The 15,508-nt window shown below is 65.7% G+C and carries 8 protein-coding genes and 4 tRNA genes; 8 read left to right on the top strand and 4 right to left on the bottom strand.

What is annotated here, in order from left to right; translation table 11 throughout:
• The first annotated feature begins 11 nt into the window (after nucleotides 1-11).
• The gene (locus AC56LY_RS06505) at nucleotides 12-953 is read left to right on the top strand and encodes a D-2-hydroxyacid dehydrogenase (protein WP_499577586.1); all 942 of its coding nucleotides are present in this window, start codon (nucleotides 12-14) and stop codon (nucleotides 951-953) included.
• Here AC56LY_RS06505 and AC56LY_RS06500 read toward each other — a convergent pair.
• Complete coding sequence (locus AC56LY_RS06500; protein ID WP_499577585.1) at nucleotides 950-4,834, bottom strand: sensor histidine kinase; 3,885 nt, start codon at nucleotides 4,832-4,834, stop codon at nucleotides 950-952. The two genes, AC56LY_RS06505 and AC56LY_RS06500, sit on opposite strands and share 4 nt — an antisense overlap.
• Nucleotides 4,835-4,943: 109 nt before the next feature.
• On the opposite strand from AC56LY_RS06500, the gene AC56LY_RS06495 reads away from it, so the two are divergent.
• The 5 genes from AC56LY_RS06495 (at nucleotide 4,944) to AC56LY_RS06475 (ending at nucleotide 6,409) form a co-directional block, all read left to right on the top strand.
• A tRNA-Arg gene (locus AC56LY_RS06495) sits at nucleotides 4,944-5,020 on the top strand.
• A gap of 209 nt (nucleotides 5,021-5,229) precedes the next feature.
• Nucleotides 5,230-5,306: transfer RNA gene (locus AC56LY_RS06490), tRNA-Arg, on the top strand.
• A gap of 89 nt (nucleotides 5,307-5,395) precedes the next feature.
• Nucleotides 5,396-6,058, top strand: a complete 663-nt coding sequence (locus tag AC56LY_RS06485; RefSeq protein ID WP_499577583.1) for an NUDIX hydrolase — start codon at nucleotides 5,396-5,398, stop codon at nucleotides 6,056-6,058.
• A 47-nt stretch (nucleotides 6,059-6,105) separates the two neighbouring features.
• Nucleotides 6,106-6,182: transfer RNA gene (locus AC56LY_RS06480), tRNA-Arg, on the top strand.
• A 150-nt stretch (nucleotides 6,183-6,332) separates the two neighbouring features.
• Nucleotides 6,333-6,409 (top strand) — tRNA-Arg (locus tag AC56LY_RS06475).
• Nucleotides 6,410-6,541: 132 nt separating this feature from the next.
• Here AC56LY_RS06475 and AC56LY_RS06470 read toward each other — a convergent pair.
• From AC56LY_RS06470 to AC56LY_RS06460, 3 genes are read right to left on the bottom strand one after another with little or no spacing between them, the layout of a single operon-like run.
• Complete coding sequence (locus tag AC56LY_RS06470) at nucleotides 6,542-8,437, bottom strand: sensor histidine kinase, YfiR-like protein-associated (RefSeq protein ID WP_499577580.1); 1,896 nt, start codon at nucleotides 8,435-8,437, stop codon at nucleotides 6,542-6,544.
• The gene (locus tag AC56LY_RS06465) at nucleotides 8,434-9,015 is read right to left on the bottom strand and encodes a TOL_0243 family YfiR-like periplasmic protein (RefSeq protein ID WP_499577577.1); all 582 of its coding nucleotides are present in this window, start codon (nucleotides 9,013-9,015) and stop codon (nucleotides 8,434-8,436) included. Before AC56LY_RS06465 ends, AC56LY_RS06470 begins: the two co-directional genes overlap by 4 nt.
• Nucleotides 9,016-9,031: 16 nt before the next feature.
• Entirely contained in the window at nucleotides 9,032-10,999 is a 1,968-nt protein-coding gene (locus AC56LY_RS06460; RefSeq protein WP_499577576.1) for a TOL_0244 family TonB-dependent receptor, read from the bottom strand.
• Between the two features lie 380 nt (nucleotides 11,000-11,379).
• Between AC56LY_RS06460 and AC56LY_RS06455 the strand changes: the two genes are divergently transcribed.
• The gene (locus AC56LY_RS06455) at nucleotides 11,380-12,213 is read left to right on the top strand and encodes a response regulator (RefSeq protein ID WP_499577574.1); all 834 of its coding nucleotides are present in this window, start codon (nucleotides 11,380-11,382) and stop codon (nucleotides 12,211-12,213) included.
• A 161-nt stretch (nucleotides 12,214-12,374) separates the two neighbouring features.
• The gene (locus tag AC56LY_RS06450; RefSeq protein WP_499577572.1) at nucleotides 12,375-15,392 is read left to right on the top strand and encodes an ATP-binding protein; all 3,018 of its coding nucleotides are present in this window, start codon (nucleotides 12,375-12,377) and stop codon (nucleotides 15,390-15,392) included.
• The last annotated feature ends 116 nt before the right edge of the window (nucleotides 15,393-15,508 follow it).

Below are 15,508 nucleotides of genomic sequence, written 5' to 3'. Positions count from 1 at the left end.
GAAAGGACCCCATGCAGCGAATCGTTTTTCTCGACCGTGACAGCCTGCGCGCCAATGTTCGCGTGCCCGCCTTCGAACACGCATGGGAGGACCATGCCGCCACCGCCACCGAGGATGTCGTGGCACGTCTGGCCGGCGCCACCGTGGCGATCACCAACAAGGTGCCGCTACGGGCCGATGCCATTGCCCGCCTGCCCGACCTGAAGATGGTCGCCGTCGCCGCGACCGGCACCGACAATGTCGATCTGGCGGCCTGCCGCGCGGCCGGCATCGTGGTGGCGAACATCCGCAATTATTCGCTGGTGTCGGTGCCCGAGCACTGCTTCACGCTGATCCTGGCGCTGCGCCGCAACCTGCGCGCCTACGCGGCCGACGTCGAGGCGGGCAAGTGGGAAACCTCGAGCCGCTTCTGCCTGCTCGACCACCCGATCGGCGACCTGGCCGGCACGCGCCTGGGCATCGTCGGCTACGGCGCACTGGGCCGGCAAGTGGCCAGCATCGCACGCGCTTTTGGCATGGACGTCGTTGCCACCTCGCGCTCGCCGATCACCGATTCGAGCGTCACCGAACTGCCGCTGGACGAATTGCTGGCCACCTCGCAGGTCGTGAGCCTGCACCTGCCGCTCTCGGATGCGACGCGCCATATCATCGGGGCGCGCGAGCTCGGTCTGATGCAGCCCGGCGCGCTGTTGATCAACACGGCGCGCGGCGGCCTGGTCGACGAGGCAGCGCTGGCCAATGTGCTGATGGAAGGCCGGATCGCCGCCGGCTTCGATGTCCTGAGCGAAGAGCCGCCCGGCTCGAACAACCCGCTACTGCGCCTGCGCCTGCCGCACTTCCTGCTCACGCCACACATTGCGTGGGCCAGCTTCGGTGCGATGCAGACGCTGGCCGACATGCTGGTCGATAATATCGAAGCCTGGCACGCCGGCACGCCGACCAACGTCGTCTAGGATGCGGGCGCGCCCGTGGGCGCCAGGGCGTCGGGTGCTTTCTGCGGCAGTTCGAGCAGGAAGGCGGTGCCGGCCTCCGGCAAACTGACCACGCGGATTGTCCCGCCCATCAGCGTGGTCACGATGTTGTAGACGATGTTCAGTCCCAGGCCAGTGCCGCCCTGTCCCATGCGTGTCGTGAAGAACGGATCGAAGATGCGGCCCAGGTGGGCCGCGTCGATACCGCAGCCGTCGTCGCGGAACGTGAGCGCGACGCGCCCATCGGTTTCCAGCGCCGTCAGCGTCATGACGCCGCCCGGGCCATCGAAGGCGTGCAGCATCGCGTTGTTGACGAAGTTGATGATCACCTGGCCCAGCGGCCCGGGAAAGCCGTCCATCGCAATCCCGGACGGTACGTCGATGTCGAACCGGTGCCCGCCTAGCCGCACCGTATTCATCAGCGTCGCGCCGATTTCGTGGCAGGCCTGGGCCAGGTCGAAGCGGCGCCGCTGGGAACTGGCCTGGTCGACCGAGACCTGCCGGAAGCTGCTTACCAGTTCGGCCGCATTGTGCAGGCTGCGCACGATCAGTTGCGACGCGTCGCGCGCCGCCCCCATGTAGTCGGCCAGATCCGAGCGCTTGAGCGTGGTCGCCTCGAACTGCGCCGCTACCGCGTGCGTGCGCTCCTGCAGCGTGCTGGCCATCAAGAGGCTGTTGCCGATCGGCGTATTGAGTTCGTGCGCCACCCCGGCCACGAGCGAACCCAGTGACGCCAGGCGTTCCTGCGCCGCCAGTTGCACCTGCGTTTCTTTCAGGCGCGCGTAGGCTTCGGCATTGTCCATCGCCACGCCGACGTAGGCAGCGAGGGTGCCAAGCATGTCGAGGTGGACCTGGCCGTAGGCGCCCGCCTCCAGGCTTTGCACGGTCAGTGCGCCCAGTACGCGCTCACCTGCAGTCACCGGCACGCACAGCAGCGAGCGGGGCATCGGCAGCGCGCTGGCCGGCACGACCAGCGCCACTGCCGCCGCCAGGTCCGGGGCGTCCGGCAGGCAGGCGCGCAGTTCGGCGTCCACGTCCGCCAGCAGGAATGCGCGGTTCTCGTCGACGCAGCGCGCCAGCAGGTGCCGGGCCGGATCGAAGGTGCGCTCGCGCGGCGCCTCGCGCCGCCCGAATGCCATCGCGAACCGCAGCTCGAGCACGCCGCGCTCGCCGTGCCGCAGCGCGACGCCGAACAGCGGCGCATCCATCAGCGCCTTGACATGCTGGTACAGCGTCAGCATGATCGCCTCGTGGTCGAGGTTCGTGGTCAGCATGCGCCCCATCTCGGACAGCAGCGCGATGTTGCGGTGCGCGCGCTCGACCGATTCCTTCTGGCGTTCGACCTCGCGCTTGCCGCGTTCGGCCGCTTCTTTCTGCAGCAGCAGCTCCCCGGTGCGGGCGTCGACTTCGCGCGCGAGCAGCCCCTGGCGCGTCACGAGTGCGCCGATGCGCAGCCGATAAGCGAAATACGACAGCGTCACCACCAGCGCCACGGCCAGCGTACGGAACCACCATGTCTTCCAGTATGGCGGCGTGATCGTGATTGCGAGCGTGGCTGCCTCCTTGCTCCAGAGCCCATCCTTGTTGCTGGCCCGGACCCGGAACACATAATGGCCGGGATCGAGATTGGTATAGGTGGCAAAGCGCCGGCCGGCGCCGGTATTGACCCAGTTGGCGTCGAATCCCTCGAGCTGGTAGGCGTACAGGTTGCCCATCGGGTCGGCGTAATGCAGCGCCGCGAATTCGAGCGAGATCACGCTGTCGCGGTGCGACAGCGTGATCTCGCGTTGCGCCGCCAGGTTGTGGATGCCGCGCGAGCGGTTCAGCACCTGCAGGTCGGTAATGGCGACCGTCGGCGGGAACGGGTTGTCGTGCACGTCGACCGGGTTGAACGACGTGACGCCGCTCACGCCGCCAAAGTGCAGCTGTCCGTCGGCACCGTGCCGGCCGGAGCCCACGAAATACGCGCCGTCGATCAGGCCGTCCTTGGCGTTATAACTCTTGGTCTGGCCGGTGACCGGATCGACGCGCGTGATGCCGGCGGTCGTGCTGACCCAGATGATGCCGTCGTTGTCTTCGAGGATGGCGCCGATCGACTGCGCATCCAGGCTGCTGAACGGGTAGTAGCGAAACGACGTGCGTCCGCCAGCCTGCACCATCCGGTGCAGGCCGCCAGCGGTGCCGACCCACAGGTCACCGGCCCTGGACTCGAGCAGGTGGTACACGCGGCTGTGGCGCAGGCTGGCATTGTCATTCGGATCATGGCGAAAGCGGCTGAAGATGCCGGTGGCGGGGTCGAAGCGCTCCAGGCCCGATTCGGTGCCGATCCACAGCACACCGCGCCGGTCTTCGACCAGGGCGAAGCCGTAGTTGTCGCCCAGGCTAGTGGCGTTGCCCGGCACGTTGCGCCAGTTGCGTGCGCTCGTGGCGCCCGGCGCGACGGCCGATAAACCGTCACGCGTCATGACCCACAGCGTGCCATCGCGGCCCTCGCGCAGCGCCTGCACATGGCTGGCGCCCGGGCTCACGCCCAATTCGACCCGGCCCATGCGGCCGCGTGCGTCGCGCCACGCGAGACCGGTGGGCGTGCCGATCCACAGCCGCCCTCCGGCCAGCGCCAGCGCAGTGACGACCTTGCCGGTGACTGCATCGCTGCCGAAGCGCCGGGTCGTACGCGAGGCCGGATCGAGCAGCATCAGGCCATCGCCGCTGGTGCCCAGCCACAGGCGCCCGGCCGGGTCGTCGACGATGGCGCGCACCCTGGCCCGACCCATGCCTTCCGTTTCGCCGAAGCGCGCAAAGCCGCCGCTGGCAAGGTCGGTGCGGTTGATCCCGCCAAAATACGTACCGACCCATAGCGTGCCGGTGCGGTCGACCAGCACCGCCGAGACCTGGTTGTCGGACAGGCTGTGCCGGTCCTGCGGCAGATGGCGGTAGCCCGTAAAGCGGCCACTGACCGGATCGAGCCATTTCAGGCCATCGGCCGCGGTACCGACCCACAACTGGGCACCGCTGTCGTGGTACAGCGTACGGATCCGCGCGCCATGCATGCCGTCGGCCGCGCCGATACGGCGGCGCTGCGGCACGTCGCCGTCGATGCGCCAGGCTTCGAGGCCGCCCGCAGTACCGATCCAGAGTGTCTGGCGCGGCCCCATCGACAGCGCCAGCACGGCATTGCGCTCGGCATCGTCGGCCGGCGCCATCGCGAAGTGCGCAACCTGGCCGGTTGCCGGGTCCAGCCGGTCCAGGCCGGCAGCAGTGCCGACCCACAATGCACCACGCCCGTCGAACGCGAGCGCATTGACACGGTTGTCGCGCAGGCTCGCCGCGTCGTCCGGGTCGGCCACATGGTTGCGCTGCTGCCCCGTGTGCGGATCGAAGCGCACCACGCCGTCATTGGTTGCGAGCCACAGCGCGCCATCCGGCCCCGGCACGATCGCGCCCACCGAACGCTTGACGGTGCGGCCCGGCTGGGTCAGCGCAAACCGCTCGAAACGCCCGGTCGCCGGATCGTGCCGCGCCAGCCCGCCTTTCGTGCCGAACCACAGGCCACCGGCCGGATCTTCGTACGACGCCGAGATGAAGTTGTCGGGGATGCTCTCGGGATCGTTGGCATCATTGCGGTAGATGACGATCCGGTAGCCGTCGTAACGATGCAGGCCGGCCTGGGTACCGAACCAGATGAAGCCCTGGCGATCCTGCAGGATGCTCATCACCGAGTGCTGCGACAAGCCTTCCTCGACGGACAGGCGCTCGAAGCGCAGGTTCCGCTGGCTGGCGTCGACCGGTAGGGCCAGCGCCAGCAGCAGGAAGAAGGTGAAACGAAACAGGCCGCTGGAGGCGGCCCAGGTGAAGCCTGGCATGGTCATCCGATCAATGTGCGCTGCAGCCAATCTACCAGATGACTTTGTTGCCGTGAAATAATTTGAGACTTCCAGAAATAAAATGGCGCTGCTATAATGCGTGCCTCGGGCGGCTGTAGCTCAGCTGGATAGAGTACTTGGCTACGAACCAAGGGGTCGTGGGTTCGATTCCTGCCAGCCGCACCAGAAAATACGAAGGGCCAGATCGCAAGATCTGGCCTTTTTTCTTGGCGCAGTCAACATTATCTGTTGATGACGACGCGTTAGGCGGCATGGCTGTCGTTGACCAGCAGTGCCTGCTGCGTCTTTTTATTGGGCGCCATGTCGATCGATGACGACGCGTGAATATTCAGTCTTTGCAAGATGCTCACGGCCCGCTATAATGCTCGCATTGGGCGGCTGTAGCTCAGCTGGATAGAGTACTTGGCTACGAACCAAGGGGTCGTGGGTTCGATTCCTGCCAGCCGCACCAAACCTTTTCAAGATAAGGGCACTTCGCAAGAAGTGCCCTTATTGCATTTGGGCTCGTGTCACACGCTTCTCCCAATACGCCCCCTGACAATGACCACCTTCCATCCCCAACCCGATGAGCACGGCGCACCGGTGCGCCTCGCCCGCCCGTCAACGCCAACCGCCAGCCCCACCTGGCATGACCCGGCCAGCATCGCCACCGTGATCCCGCTCGGCACCCTGCCCCCATCGTTGAATAGCGTGCCGTTTGCACCCTGGCTCGATCTTCCGGTCAGCAACGCCGCCTGGCAAACAGTCCCCGGGCAGGCTGCGATCGACGAGCCGCCCTTTGTCGTGCCGCCGGCGTTTGCGCCCGCTGCGGGCGTGGTGATCGTCGAAGACGATGGCCGCGTGTGGGCCGTCGCGCCGTCGAACGGGTTTGGCGGCTATGACGCGACCTTCCCAAAGGGGCGCGTCGACCCTGACATCAGCCTGCAGGCGACGGCCATCCGCGAAGCGTTCGAGGAATCCGGACTGCGCGTGCAGATCCTCCGGCACCTGGTCGATTGCCGGCGCACGCAGACGATGACGCGCTACTACCTGGCGCGGCGCCTGGGCGGCAATCCGGCGCTGATGGGGTGGGAAAGCCAGGCTGTGCACCTGGTGCCGCTGGCGCTGCTGGAAACGGTGCTGAACAACCCGAACGATGCGGTGATCATCGACGCCCTGCGCCGAATCGGACACGGCAGCGATACCGGCAACAGTATCGTGTAATCCGGATTTGCCAAGATCACGACACCCCGCTATAATGCGTGCCTCGGGCGGCTGTAGCTCAGCTGGATAGAGTACTTGGCTACGAACCAAGGGGTCGTGGGTTCGATTCCTGCCAGCCGCACCAAAGTTTCAAAGAGAATGGCTCAGAAGAAATTCTGAGCCATTTTTCTTTTGCGCATCAGTTTCTTGCCGGGCACATTTCCCTGAACGCCAGCACATCGAAATACGGCACACTTTGCCATTCCGGCACATGCTGCTATAATGCGTGCTTCGGGCGGCTGTAGCTCAGCTGGATAGAGTACTTGGCTACGAACCAAGGGGTCGTGGGTTCGATTCCTGCCAGCCGCACCAAAGTTTCAAGAGAATGGCTCAGAAGAAATTCTGAGCCATTTTTCTTTGCGTCCCGGTTTTTTACGTTGCCGTCGATATCACCACGTCACCTGGAGGACAGGCTCGCCCTGCCCTCCAGATGATGCAGCACGCTCAGGTACGCAGCTTCTTGATGATGCTGCGGCTGCCCAGGATTTCCTCGATCTGCTCGAAACGCACCGGCTTGACCATGTGATGGTCGAACCCGGATTCGAACGCCAGCTGGCGGTCTTTTTCCTGGCCCCAGCCCGTGACCGCGATCAGCACCGTCAGCGCGCCGGTCGGCAGCTTGCGGATGCCGCGCGCCAGGTCGTAACCCGACATGTGCGGCAAGCCGATATCCAGGAAAGCGTAGTCCGGGCAGAACCGCGCCGCAGCCGCCAGCGCGTCGGGGCCGTTGTGCGTGATGACCACGCTGTGGCCCATGGCCGTGAGCAACGCGCCGATGCTGTTGACGAAGTCGACGTTGTCGTCGGCCAGCAGGATGCGGTAGCTCTCGGCGCTAATGAAGGCAGCCGGCGTCGGCTTGGTGGGCGGCTCCGGCTCGACGACGATCGGCAGGCGCACCACGAAGCGGCTGCCATGGCCGAGGCCTTCGCTGTGCGCCGTGATCGTGCCGCCATGCAGTTCGACGAGTTTGCGCGCCAGCGACAGGCCCACGCCCAGGCCGGCATTGCTGCGCTCGAGCGTCGAGTCGACCTGCACGAACATGTCGAACACCGAGTCGAGCATCTCCGGCGCCAGCCCGATGCCGGTATCGGCCACTTCCAGGATCAGCGTGTTCTCGTCCACTTCACCTTTGAGCACGACGCGTCCGCCCCGGTTGGTGTACTTGGCCGCGTTGTTGAGCAGGTTCGACAGCACCTGGGCCAGGCGCGTCGCGTCGCCATGCAGGAACACGGGGCGGTCTGGCAATTCAAGCACCAGCTCATGGCCGTGCAGCTCGATGTACGAGCGCACCACCTCCAGGGCATCGTTGACGACGGCCTTGAGTTCCACGCGACCCATCTTGATCGTGAACTTGCCGGTATTGATGCGCGAGACGTCCAGCAGGTCGTCCACCAGGCGCACCATCTGGCGCAGCTGGCGTTCCATGATGTCGGTCGCGCGCTGCGTAGCCTGGGCGTCGCCGCTGCGGATGCGCAGGATATCCAGACCCGTGCGGATCGGGGCCAGCGGATTGCGCAGTTCGTGCGCCAGCGTCGCGAGGAACTCGTCCTTGCGACGATCGGCCAGGAGCAGCGCACCTTCGGCTTTCTGGCGCACGTCCATCTCGTGCTCGAGCGTGCGGTTGGCCGTCTGCAGCGCATCCGAGCGGCGGCCGATTTCGGCCAGCATGTCATTGAAGGCTTCGACCAGCACGCCGATCTCGCCTTTTTCGTGCCCCGGCACGCGCAGGCTGAAGTCACGGCGCAGCATCACCTGGCGCGCAATGTCGGTCACCGCTTCGAGCGGTTTGGTGATCGAGGCCTGCAGGCGCGAGGCCACGACGGCGGCAATCACCAGCGCCCCCAGCAGCACGCCGCCAAGAATGGCGCCATAGCTCAGGGCCCGGTCCAGCACGCCGTAGCGCGAACGCAGGTAGACGGTGCCGAGCCGCTCGCCATTTTCGACGATGTCGTGGTACAGGACGACTTCGCCACGCTCGATGCGGTAGCCGGCCGGCTCGGGCCGCTCGGGCAGGTTGGCCTTCACGCCCGTGCGCACATACGTGGCAAAGCGCGTGCCGTTGGCGGTAAACACGGCCGCGGCCACGATCTGCGGGCGCACCCGCAGCAGGGTCAGACTCTGCGCCACGTCGACCGGATCGTTGAACGAGACGGCAGGCGCGGTGACGCTGGCGACGATGTCGGCCTGGGTCGTGAGGTCATCGATCCAGTAGCGCTGGAACGTACGCAGGTCGAGCAACAGCATGGCGATTCCCGCGCACAGCAACGCCACTGCGGTCGTGGACACCGCCATGAGGATCAATTTGCTGCGCACGGAGCCGGTATCGTGCATTGACATCATGAGGCTCCTTTTTGCACGCGGTTCGCCACCGTCAGCAGGCGTGAACTGAGCTTCACATTCTTCTTTTCCGCCGCATCGAGCGACACGTCAAAACGGACCCGATCGTCGATGATCGTAAAATTGATGACGCTGCCACTACGCAGCCCACCTTCGCATTCGGTCACAGTCAGCTGCGCATTGGCCGCGCGCAGCAGGCGCGCGGCGCGCGCGTCATCCTGGCCGGCGACGAACAATACATGCAGCGGCTGCGCCAGATCCTGCTCGCGCAGCGCGCGCACCGTGATCATGCGGCCGGTCACCAGGCGACCGGCCGCAATCCGGGTCAGTTCGGCCGCCATGTCGTCGGCGCCGACCACGCCAATGCTCACTGGCGTAGACGCGTCGGCAAACGAGCCGGCCGCAAAATCGGCATAGCCCAGGAACTTGTACAGGAACGCTGCCTTGACGCGTCGTTCGAGCGCCGGCGCAGTGTCGGCCCCGGCAGCATGCACGGGCAGGCAGAGGCTGGCCAGCAGCGGCAGCATCAAGGCCCGGCACGCCTTGCGGCGCTCCAGACAATCTGGTTGGTTGATAGTCATGAAATCCATTCGCACGTCAAAAACGCAGCGTGGCGCTGGCAAACACCGTACGCTCGATCAACTGGCGACTGCCTGCTGCGACGAATTCGGCGTGGCTGGCGTGCAACAGGTTGCGCCCGACAAGGGCGAGCTCGAGGTCCGGACGCACTTGCCACGCGATTCGCGCGTCGAGCTCATGATAACTTGGCACGGCCAGCTGCGGCAGCCGCGCGACGTAACGAAGTGAAAAATCCGCCCATACACGCTCGCTCAGGTCGTGCGCGCTGCGCACCGTCCAGGTCAGATTGGGGTCGTTACCGCCCAAACCGGACAAACCCGTGGTATCGCGACTGGCTGGCTCGCGCCCCATGTCGACGTCCTGCAGCACCCCGCCGGCATGCAGACGCCAGCCACGCGCGGCCTGCCAGCTGGCCCAGAATTCGATGCCGCGCAGATTGCCCTTGCCCAGGCTCTCGATGACGTATGGCAACCGTATGCCGGGCGTTGCCGGCTCCAGGGAACGTAGCCGCTCGAAGTCGGTATAGAACAGCGTGGCCGAATACGACAGCGTCGGCAGCGGTTGGGCGCGAAATCCCATTTCAGCCACGCGCGCCGTCTCTGCCACCGTGTCGGCGCCACCGGCGATCAGCAATTGACGCGGCGACGCCGGGTTGATGACGAACAGATCGCGGTCGATGCGCGACGGCGCGCGCACCGTACGCGACAGTGCTGCCCACAGCGTCGCATGTTCGGAGGCGTCCCATGCCAGCCGCAGATTCGGCAGCAGCTCGCTGCCCGTATATACATTGTGCTCGACGCGCACCCCGGCCACGGCGCGCAGGCTGGGGGTAAGGGTCAATTCATCCTGCACGAACAGATGCGACCAGCGCAGGTCGCGGTGCGCCGGCGTGAAACGCAAGACAGGACCGCCGTCGATCTGGTCGCGGCTGTTGCGATACCCGCCGCCCCAGGTGACGCCATGCGCACCGAAGCGCACCAGATGCTGGGCCTCGATGTCGAGCGTGTCGACCTGCTGCATGCCCACGCCCGGCTTGTTGCGCCGGGTATGGTCAAGCCACGCGTGCAGGCGGAGCTGGCCGGCAGCGGCGAGGTCGCGCTGGAGCTCTGCCCGCAGATTGGCACCGGACATCGTCCCGCTCGACAACAGGGACGTGTTGCGCAGGCGCCCGTCATAGATGTCGCCGCTGAGCGTGACATCGTTCTGGCTGCCTTCCCAGTCGAGCCGGAAACCCGCCTGCTCACGCGCCATGCGGTTGTCGGCGCCGCCAGCCGGGTCATTGCGTTCTGCTCCGATCCGGGCTTGCCTGGCGTACACGCGCCAGTGCGGCCCGTTCTTGAACTGTCCGCCATAACGCACGCCGGCGCCGTGTTCGTCGGACCCGGCGTACGCCGTGACCACGCCGCCGTGGGTCTCGGCCGCGCTGCGCGTGATGATATTGATCACGCCATTGACGGCATTCGTCCCCCACACGGTGCCACCTGGCCCGCTGACCACCTCAATGCGTGCGACGTCTTCCAGCCCCACATCCTGCATTTCCCAGACGACACCGGAAAACAACGGCGAATACACGCTGCGGCCGTCGATCATGACAAGCAGCTTGTTGGCCTGGGGCGACAGGAACCCGCGCGCACTGATCGCGTACTCATGGGTATTGATGCGGGCCACCTGAAGATTGGGCGCCAGGCGCAGCACCTCGGGCAAGGTCGTCGCGCCCGAGCGGGCAATGTCTGCGGCGCTGATCACGAACACCGACGCTGCCGCGCGCGCCAGCGGCTCGCTCTGACGTGATACGGATGTCACGGCGATATCGGACAATTGTTCGAGCGAATAGTCTGCCCATGACAGCGCAGCCGATGACGGCTCAGCAGACGATGAAGCAGCCGACGGCTGCGCGTCCAGCTCGTCATGCGCATGCGCATCAAGGGAATAAGCAGTCGATAACAGTGCAGCAACGACGCAAGCGGACAACGGAGAAAATGGCATAGTTGCCATCGTAGAACATTTTCTCGCTCGCACCAAGTGCGCACACACCACAACGCTCTGCTTGACAAGATTCGGGGATATTGATTAAAGCAATGACGGTTATTGGTAATATAAATTGGACTGATTTGACGCAATGCAGCATGATTGCACTGTCTCCTCTATTCTCCTCCCAGGAAATAGATTCAGCCCGCTTCTCACGAAGTGGGCTTTTTTTTGCCCATATTGGGCGCGCGCTATCCGCCTGACCTGGCCGGTTCCCAACCTGAATCTACGTGCCCACCCTGCCGTGACTCACCGTGGGCAAGCGCGCACGTTTGCGCGAGCAGGCGCATGCCGTTTGGTGTAGGATGCCGGCCATATTTTCGTTTTTACAACAATCCATGCCAGACTTCGACCTTTCCGCCCGGAGCACTGCCTCCTACGACTGGAGCGCAACCGCCCTGGGCGACGCTGCCCGCTGGCCGCTGCCGCTGCGGCTGTGCAGCGATCTGTTGCTCAATTCGCCGCTCCCGACCCTGCTTGTCTGGGGACCGGAAACGGTCCTGGTGTTCAACGAGGCGTATGCCGCGCTGGCCGGTGCAGGCTATGGCCGCGTGCCGGGCGGCTCGGTGCCGCCGGTCATGCCGCCACCGCTGGCTGCGGCCGGCCCGGCACTGGCTGCCGCATGGCGCGGTGAAGCCGGCGTGCTGGCCGACACCGCCCTGACGTTCCGTCGCCTCGACGGCAGCGCAGAAAATCGTTTCGACCTGCGCCTGTCGCCGGTGCGCGACGAAACCGGCGCCGTGCGCGGCGTGCAGATCGTGCTGGCCCCGGCCACCGCGCAACCGGTCGCGGAAGCAGTGGACGACGCTGGTCTGCGCATTCTGGTGGTTGAAGACAACGTCGATTCGCAATACCTGGTGTGCGAAATGCTCAAGGCCTTCGGCCACGAAGCCGATGGCGTGGCGCATCCGGACGATGCGCTGACGCTTCTCTCGCAACAACGCTATGACGTGCTGTTTTCGGACGTCAGCCTGCCGGGCATGTCCGGTGTCGAACTGGTGCAGCGCGCCATCAACGACGACCCGGCGCTGTCGATCATCTTTGCATCGGGCTATGGCGACACGCTGCTGCGTCACCTCGAGTTCCCGTACCAGTCACTGCAAAAACCCTACGAAATCGACCAGCTGCAGGATGCGCTGGCCAAGGTAGTGCGTCAGCCGGGTCGACGCTGACCGCAGGGCACCACGGTCCGCACTCACAAAGTGTGGGTCGGACCCGCCCGGCTGGTCTACAATGAAACGCATCCTGCCCGGCTTCGGGCGCATGGCAACCCCGGCATGAACTCTTCAACACAACACGCCCGCCGCATCGCGCGCCACCTCCGGAGGCCGGCATGAGCATTGCCCGCGACGTGTCCGGCCAGGATCTGGTTGCCGCGCAAGAGGCGCTCCAGCGCGCCACCGAGCGCATGGAAAACATGCTCGAAAGCCTCACCGACGGCTTTTGCGCAGTCGATCGCGACTGGAACATCACCTACATCAACGGCCGCGCCCTGCAGATGGTCGAGCCGCTCAACAAGCGGCGTGGCGATCTGGTCGGGGCCAGGCTGTGGGATGAGTTCGAAGACCTGCACGGCACGACGGTCGCCTTCGATTGCGTGCGCGCGATGGAGCAGCGCGTTACCGTCAATCGCGAATTCTATTACCGCCGTCTCAATGCCTGGCTCGACATGCGGGTCTACCCTTCCCCCGAAGGCCTGACCCTGTATTTCCAGGACATCACGGCGCGCAAGCTCGACCAGCAAGCACTCATCGACAACAACAACCGCCTGCAACTGGCGATTGCCGCCGGCCGCCTGGGTGACTGGCGCTGGGATGCGGCCACCGACCGCGTCACGTTCGGTGCGCGCGCGGCCCAGATTCTCGGTCTGCCGGCTGACGTTGCGCTGGCCTGGCCGCGCCTGCGCGAACGGCTGCAACGCGAAGACCGCAAGGTCGTGCGGCGCGCCGTGCTTGCCGCGTTTTCGCAGGGCACCGACCTCGATCTCGAATGCCGCCTGCTCCCTCCCGGCAACCTGGCCGGGGGTTCGGCGCACTGCGTGTCGCTGGTCGGCCGCCCCGATTACGCCAGCGCCGTCGACGGCGGCGGCGTGCTGGGCATGACCGGCATGGCCCAGGACATCAGCGCCCGCCGCGCTGCCGACGACCATCTGCGCCAGAGCGAAGAAGAATTGCGCGCACTGGCCAATACAATCCCCCAACTGGCATGGATGGCCGATCCCGATGGCTCGATTGTCTGGTTCAACGAGCGCTGGTACGAATATACGGGCATCACGCCCGAAGAATCGACCGGCTGGGGCTGGCAAAAAGTGTACGACCCGGCCGTGTTGCCGGCCGTGCTCGAACATTGGGATGAGTCGGTGCGCACCGGCGCCGCGTTCGAGATGGAATTTCCGATTCGCGGCGTCGATGGCAATTTCCGCTGGTTCCTGACGCGGGTCGAAGCCGTGCACGACCGTGACGGCAATGTGGTGCGCTGGTTCGGCACGAACACCGACGTCGACCAGGTCAAGCGCGCCGAGCAGGCACTACGCGACGAGTCGCACGTGCTCGAACTGCTCAACAGCACTGGCAGCATGCTGGCCTCGACGCGCGATCTGCGCTCTGTGATGCAGGCGGCCACCGATGTGGCCGGCGGCGTCTGCGGCGCGCGCCACGCCGCCTTTGTCCATTATGGCCAGGATGGCGAGGGCACGCTGTACTTGCTCCACACGCTGTCGGGCGCCTCCTCGGCCCAGTTCCAGGACTTCGCCGAACCGGGCGCCAGCGCACTGTTCGGTCCTGGCCTGCGCGCGAGCAGCCTGCAGCGCGTGGCCGATCTGACGGCCGATCCGGTCAAGGCCGACGGCGCCTTGCAATTCGGCCTGGCCGGGGATCATCCGGCGGTGCGCAGCTACCTGACCGTGCCGGTCATGGCGCGGTCCGGCGAGTTGCTCGGCACGATGTTCTTCGGGCACCCGGAACCGAACGTCTTCACCGAGCGCAGTGAGCGCATCGTCAGCGGCATCGCGGCGCAGGCTGCGATCGCGGTCGACAATATCCGCCTGTACGAAGTGGCCAGCCGCGCTGCCGAAGAGCGCAAGGTGCTGCTCGAGAACGAACGCGAAGCGCGCGCCGAAGCCGAGCGCACCAGCCAGATGAAGGATGAATTCCTCGCCACGCTGTCGCACGAGCTGCGCACGCCGCTGTCGGCCATTCTTGGCTGGTCGCAGGTGCTGCGTCGCGGCAGCCGCGATGGCGCCGATCTGCAGCGCGGCCTGTCGACGATCGAGCGCAATGCGCGCGCCCAGGCGCAACTGATCGAAGACCTGCTCGACATGAGCCGGATCACGTCGGGCAAGGTGCTGCTCGACATGCAGACGCTGGCCCCGGGCAGCTTCATCGATGCAGCCATTGAAACAGTGCGTCCGGCGGCCGATGCCAAGGGTATCCGCATCGAGCGGCGGTATCCCGAAGGCGTTGCCATCCCGTCCGTCGCGGGCGACCCGGGCCGCTTGCAGCAGGTGGTCTGGAACCTGCTGTCGAATGCGATCAAGTTCACGCCCCGTGACGGGCTGGTCACGATCGAGCTGGGGTATCACGACGGGCAGGTGGCGATCACGATCCGCGATACGGGGTCGGGCATCGCGCCCGAATTCATCACGCACGTGTTCGAACGCTTCCGCCAGGGCGACGCCTCGATGACGCGCAGCCATGGCGGTCTGGGCCTGGGCTTGTCGATCGTGAAACACCTGATCGAACAGCATGGTGGCACGGTGCGCGCCGAGAGCGCCGGGCCTGGCGCTGGCGCCAGCTTCACGCTCGAGCTGCCAGCGGCGTTGTCGAGCATGCCCCGGTCCGCCCGCGGCGCCGACACCGGGGACATCCGCACTGACCTGGGCATACCCTCCCCCGGCCCGCAGCCCGCGCCGGAGCCGATGGTGCGTGACATGCGCGGCATGTCGGTACTGGTCGTGGATGACGACCGCGATGCGTGTGAGCTGATTGCCCGCATCCTGTCCGACTGCCATGCCGACGTGCGCCTGGCCAGCAGCGCGCAGGACGCCATGGCGCAGCTGCGCGCCAGCCCGCCCGACCTCCTGATCAGCGATCTGGGCATGCCCGACGTGAACGGTCTCGAGTTTCTCGCCTGGGTCCGCGCCCTGCCGCGCGACGCCGGCGGCCTGGTGCCGGCCATCGCTCTGACCGCGTTCGCGCGCTCGGAAGACCGCTTGCGGGCGCTGGAGGCGGGTTTCTCGGCCCATGTCTCCAAACCGGTCGAACAGAGCGAACTGATGACGGCAATCGGCATGGTCAGCACGCCACCTGCTGTACGATTGCTTGCCGAAAACGGACGCGGCACTAGTCGATGATGTTCCTACCTACGGACGCGGCGCTGTCCTACAAGAAATTTTATGGTCCTTGCTACACTAATTAGAGGTAAGGTATCGTTAGATTCCACCCCGAAATGGGGCGCCGCCCAGTTTCG

Source organism: Telluria sp. ZT3P25, assembly GCF_059685895.1.
The sequence above is the reverse complement of the archived record's forward strand: the minus strand, read 5'-3'. Positions and strand labels throughout refer to the sequence as shown.

Excerpts from the sequence above, each read along its gene's own strand:
- AC56LY_RS06505 (WP_499577586.1), top strand. The coding sequence starts at position 12 with ATGCAGCGAATCGTTTTTCTCGACCGTGACAGCCTGCGCGCCAATGTT.
- AC56LY_RS06500 (WP_499577585.1), bottom strand. The coding sequence starts at position 4,834 with ATGCCAGGCTTCACCTGGGCCGCCTCCAGCGGCCTGTTTCGTTTCACC.
- AC56LY_RS06485 (WP_499577583.1), top strand. The coding sequence starts at position 5,396 with ATGACCACCTTCCATCCCCAACCCGATGAGCACGGCGCACCGGTGCGC.
- AC56LY_RS06470 (WP_499577580.1), bottom strand. The coding sequence starts at position 8,437 with ATGATGTCAATGCACGATACCGGCTCCGTGCGCAGCAAATTGATCCTC.
- AC56LY_RS06465 (WP_499577577.1), bottom strand. The coding sequence starts at position 9,015 with ATGACTATCAACCAACCAGATTGTCTGGAGCGCCGCAAGGCGTGCCGG.
- AC56LY_RS06460 (WP_499577576.1), bottom strand. The coding sequence starts at position 10,999 with ATGCCATTTTCTCCGTTGTCCGCTTGCGTCGTTGCTGCACTGTTATCG.
- AC56LY_RS06455 (WP_499577574.1), top strand. The coding sequence starts at position 11,380 with ATGCCAGACTTCGACCTTTCCGCCCGGAGCACTGCCTCCTACGACTGG.
- AC56LY_RS06450 (WP_499577572.1), top strand. The coding sequence starts at position 12,375 with ATGAGCATTGCCCGCGACGTGTCCGGCCAGGATCTGGTTGCCGCGCAA.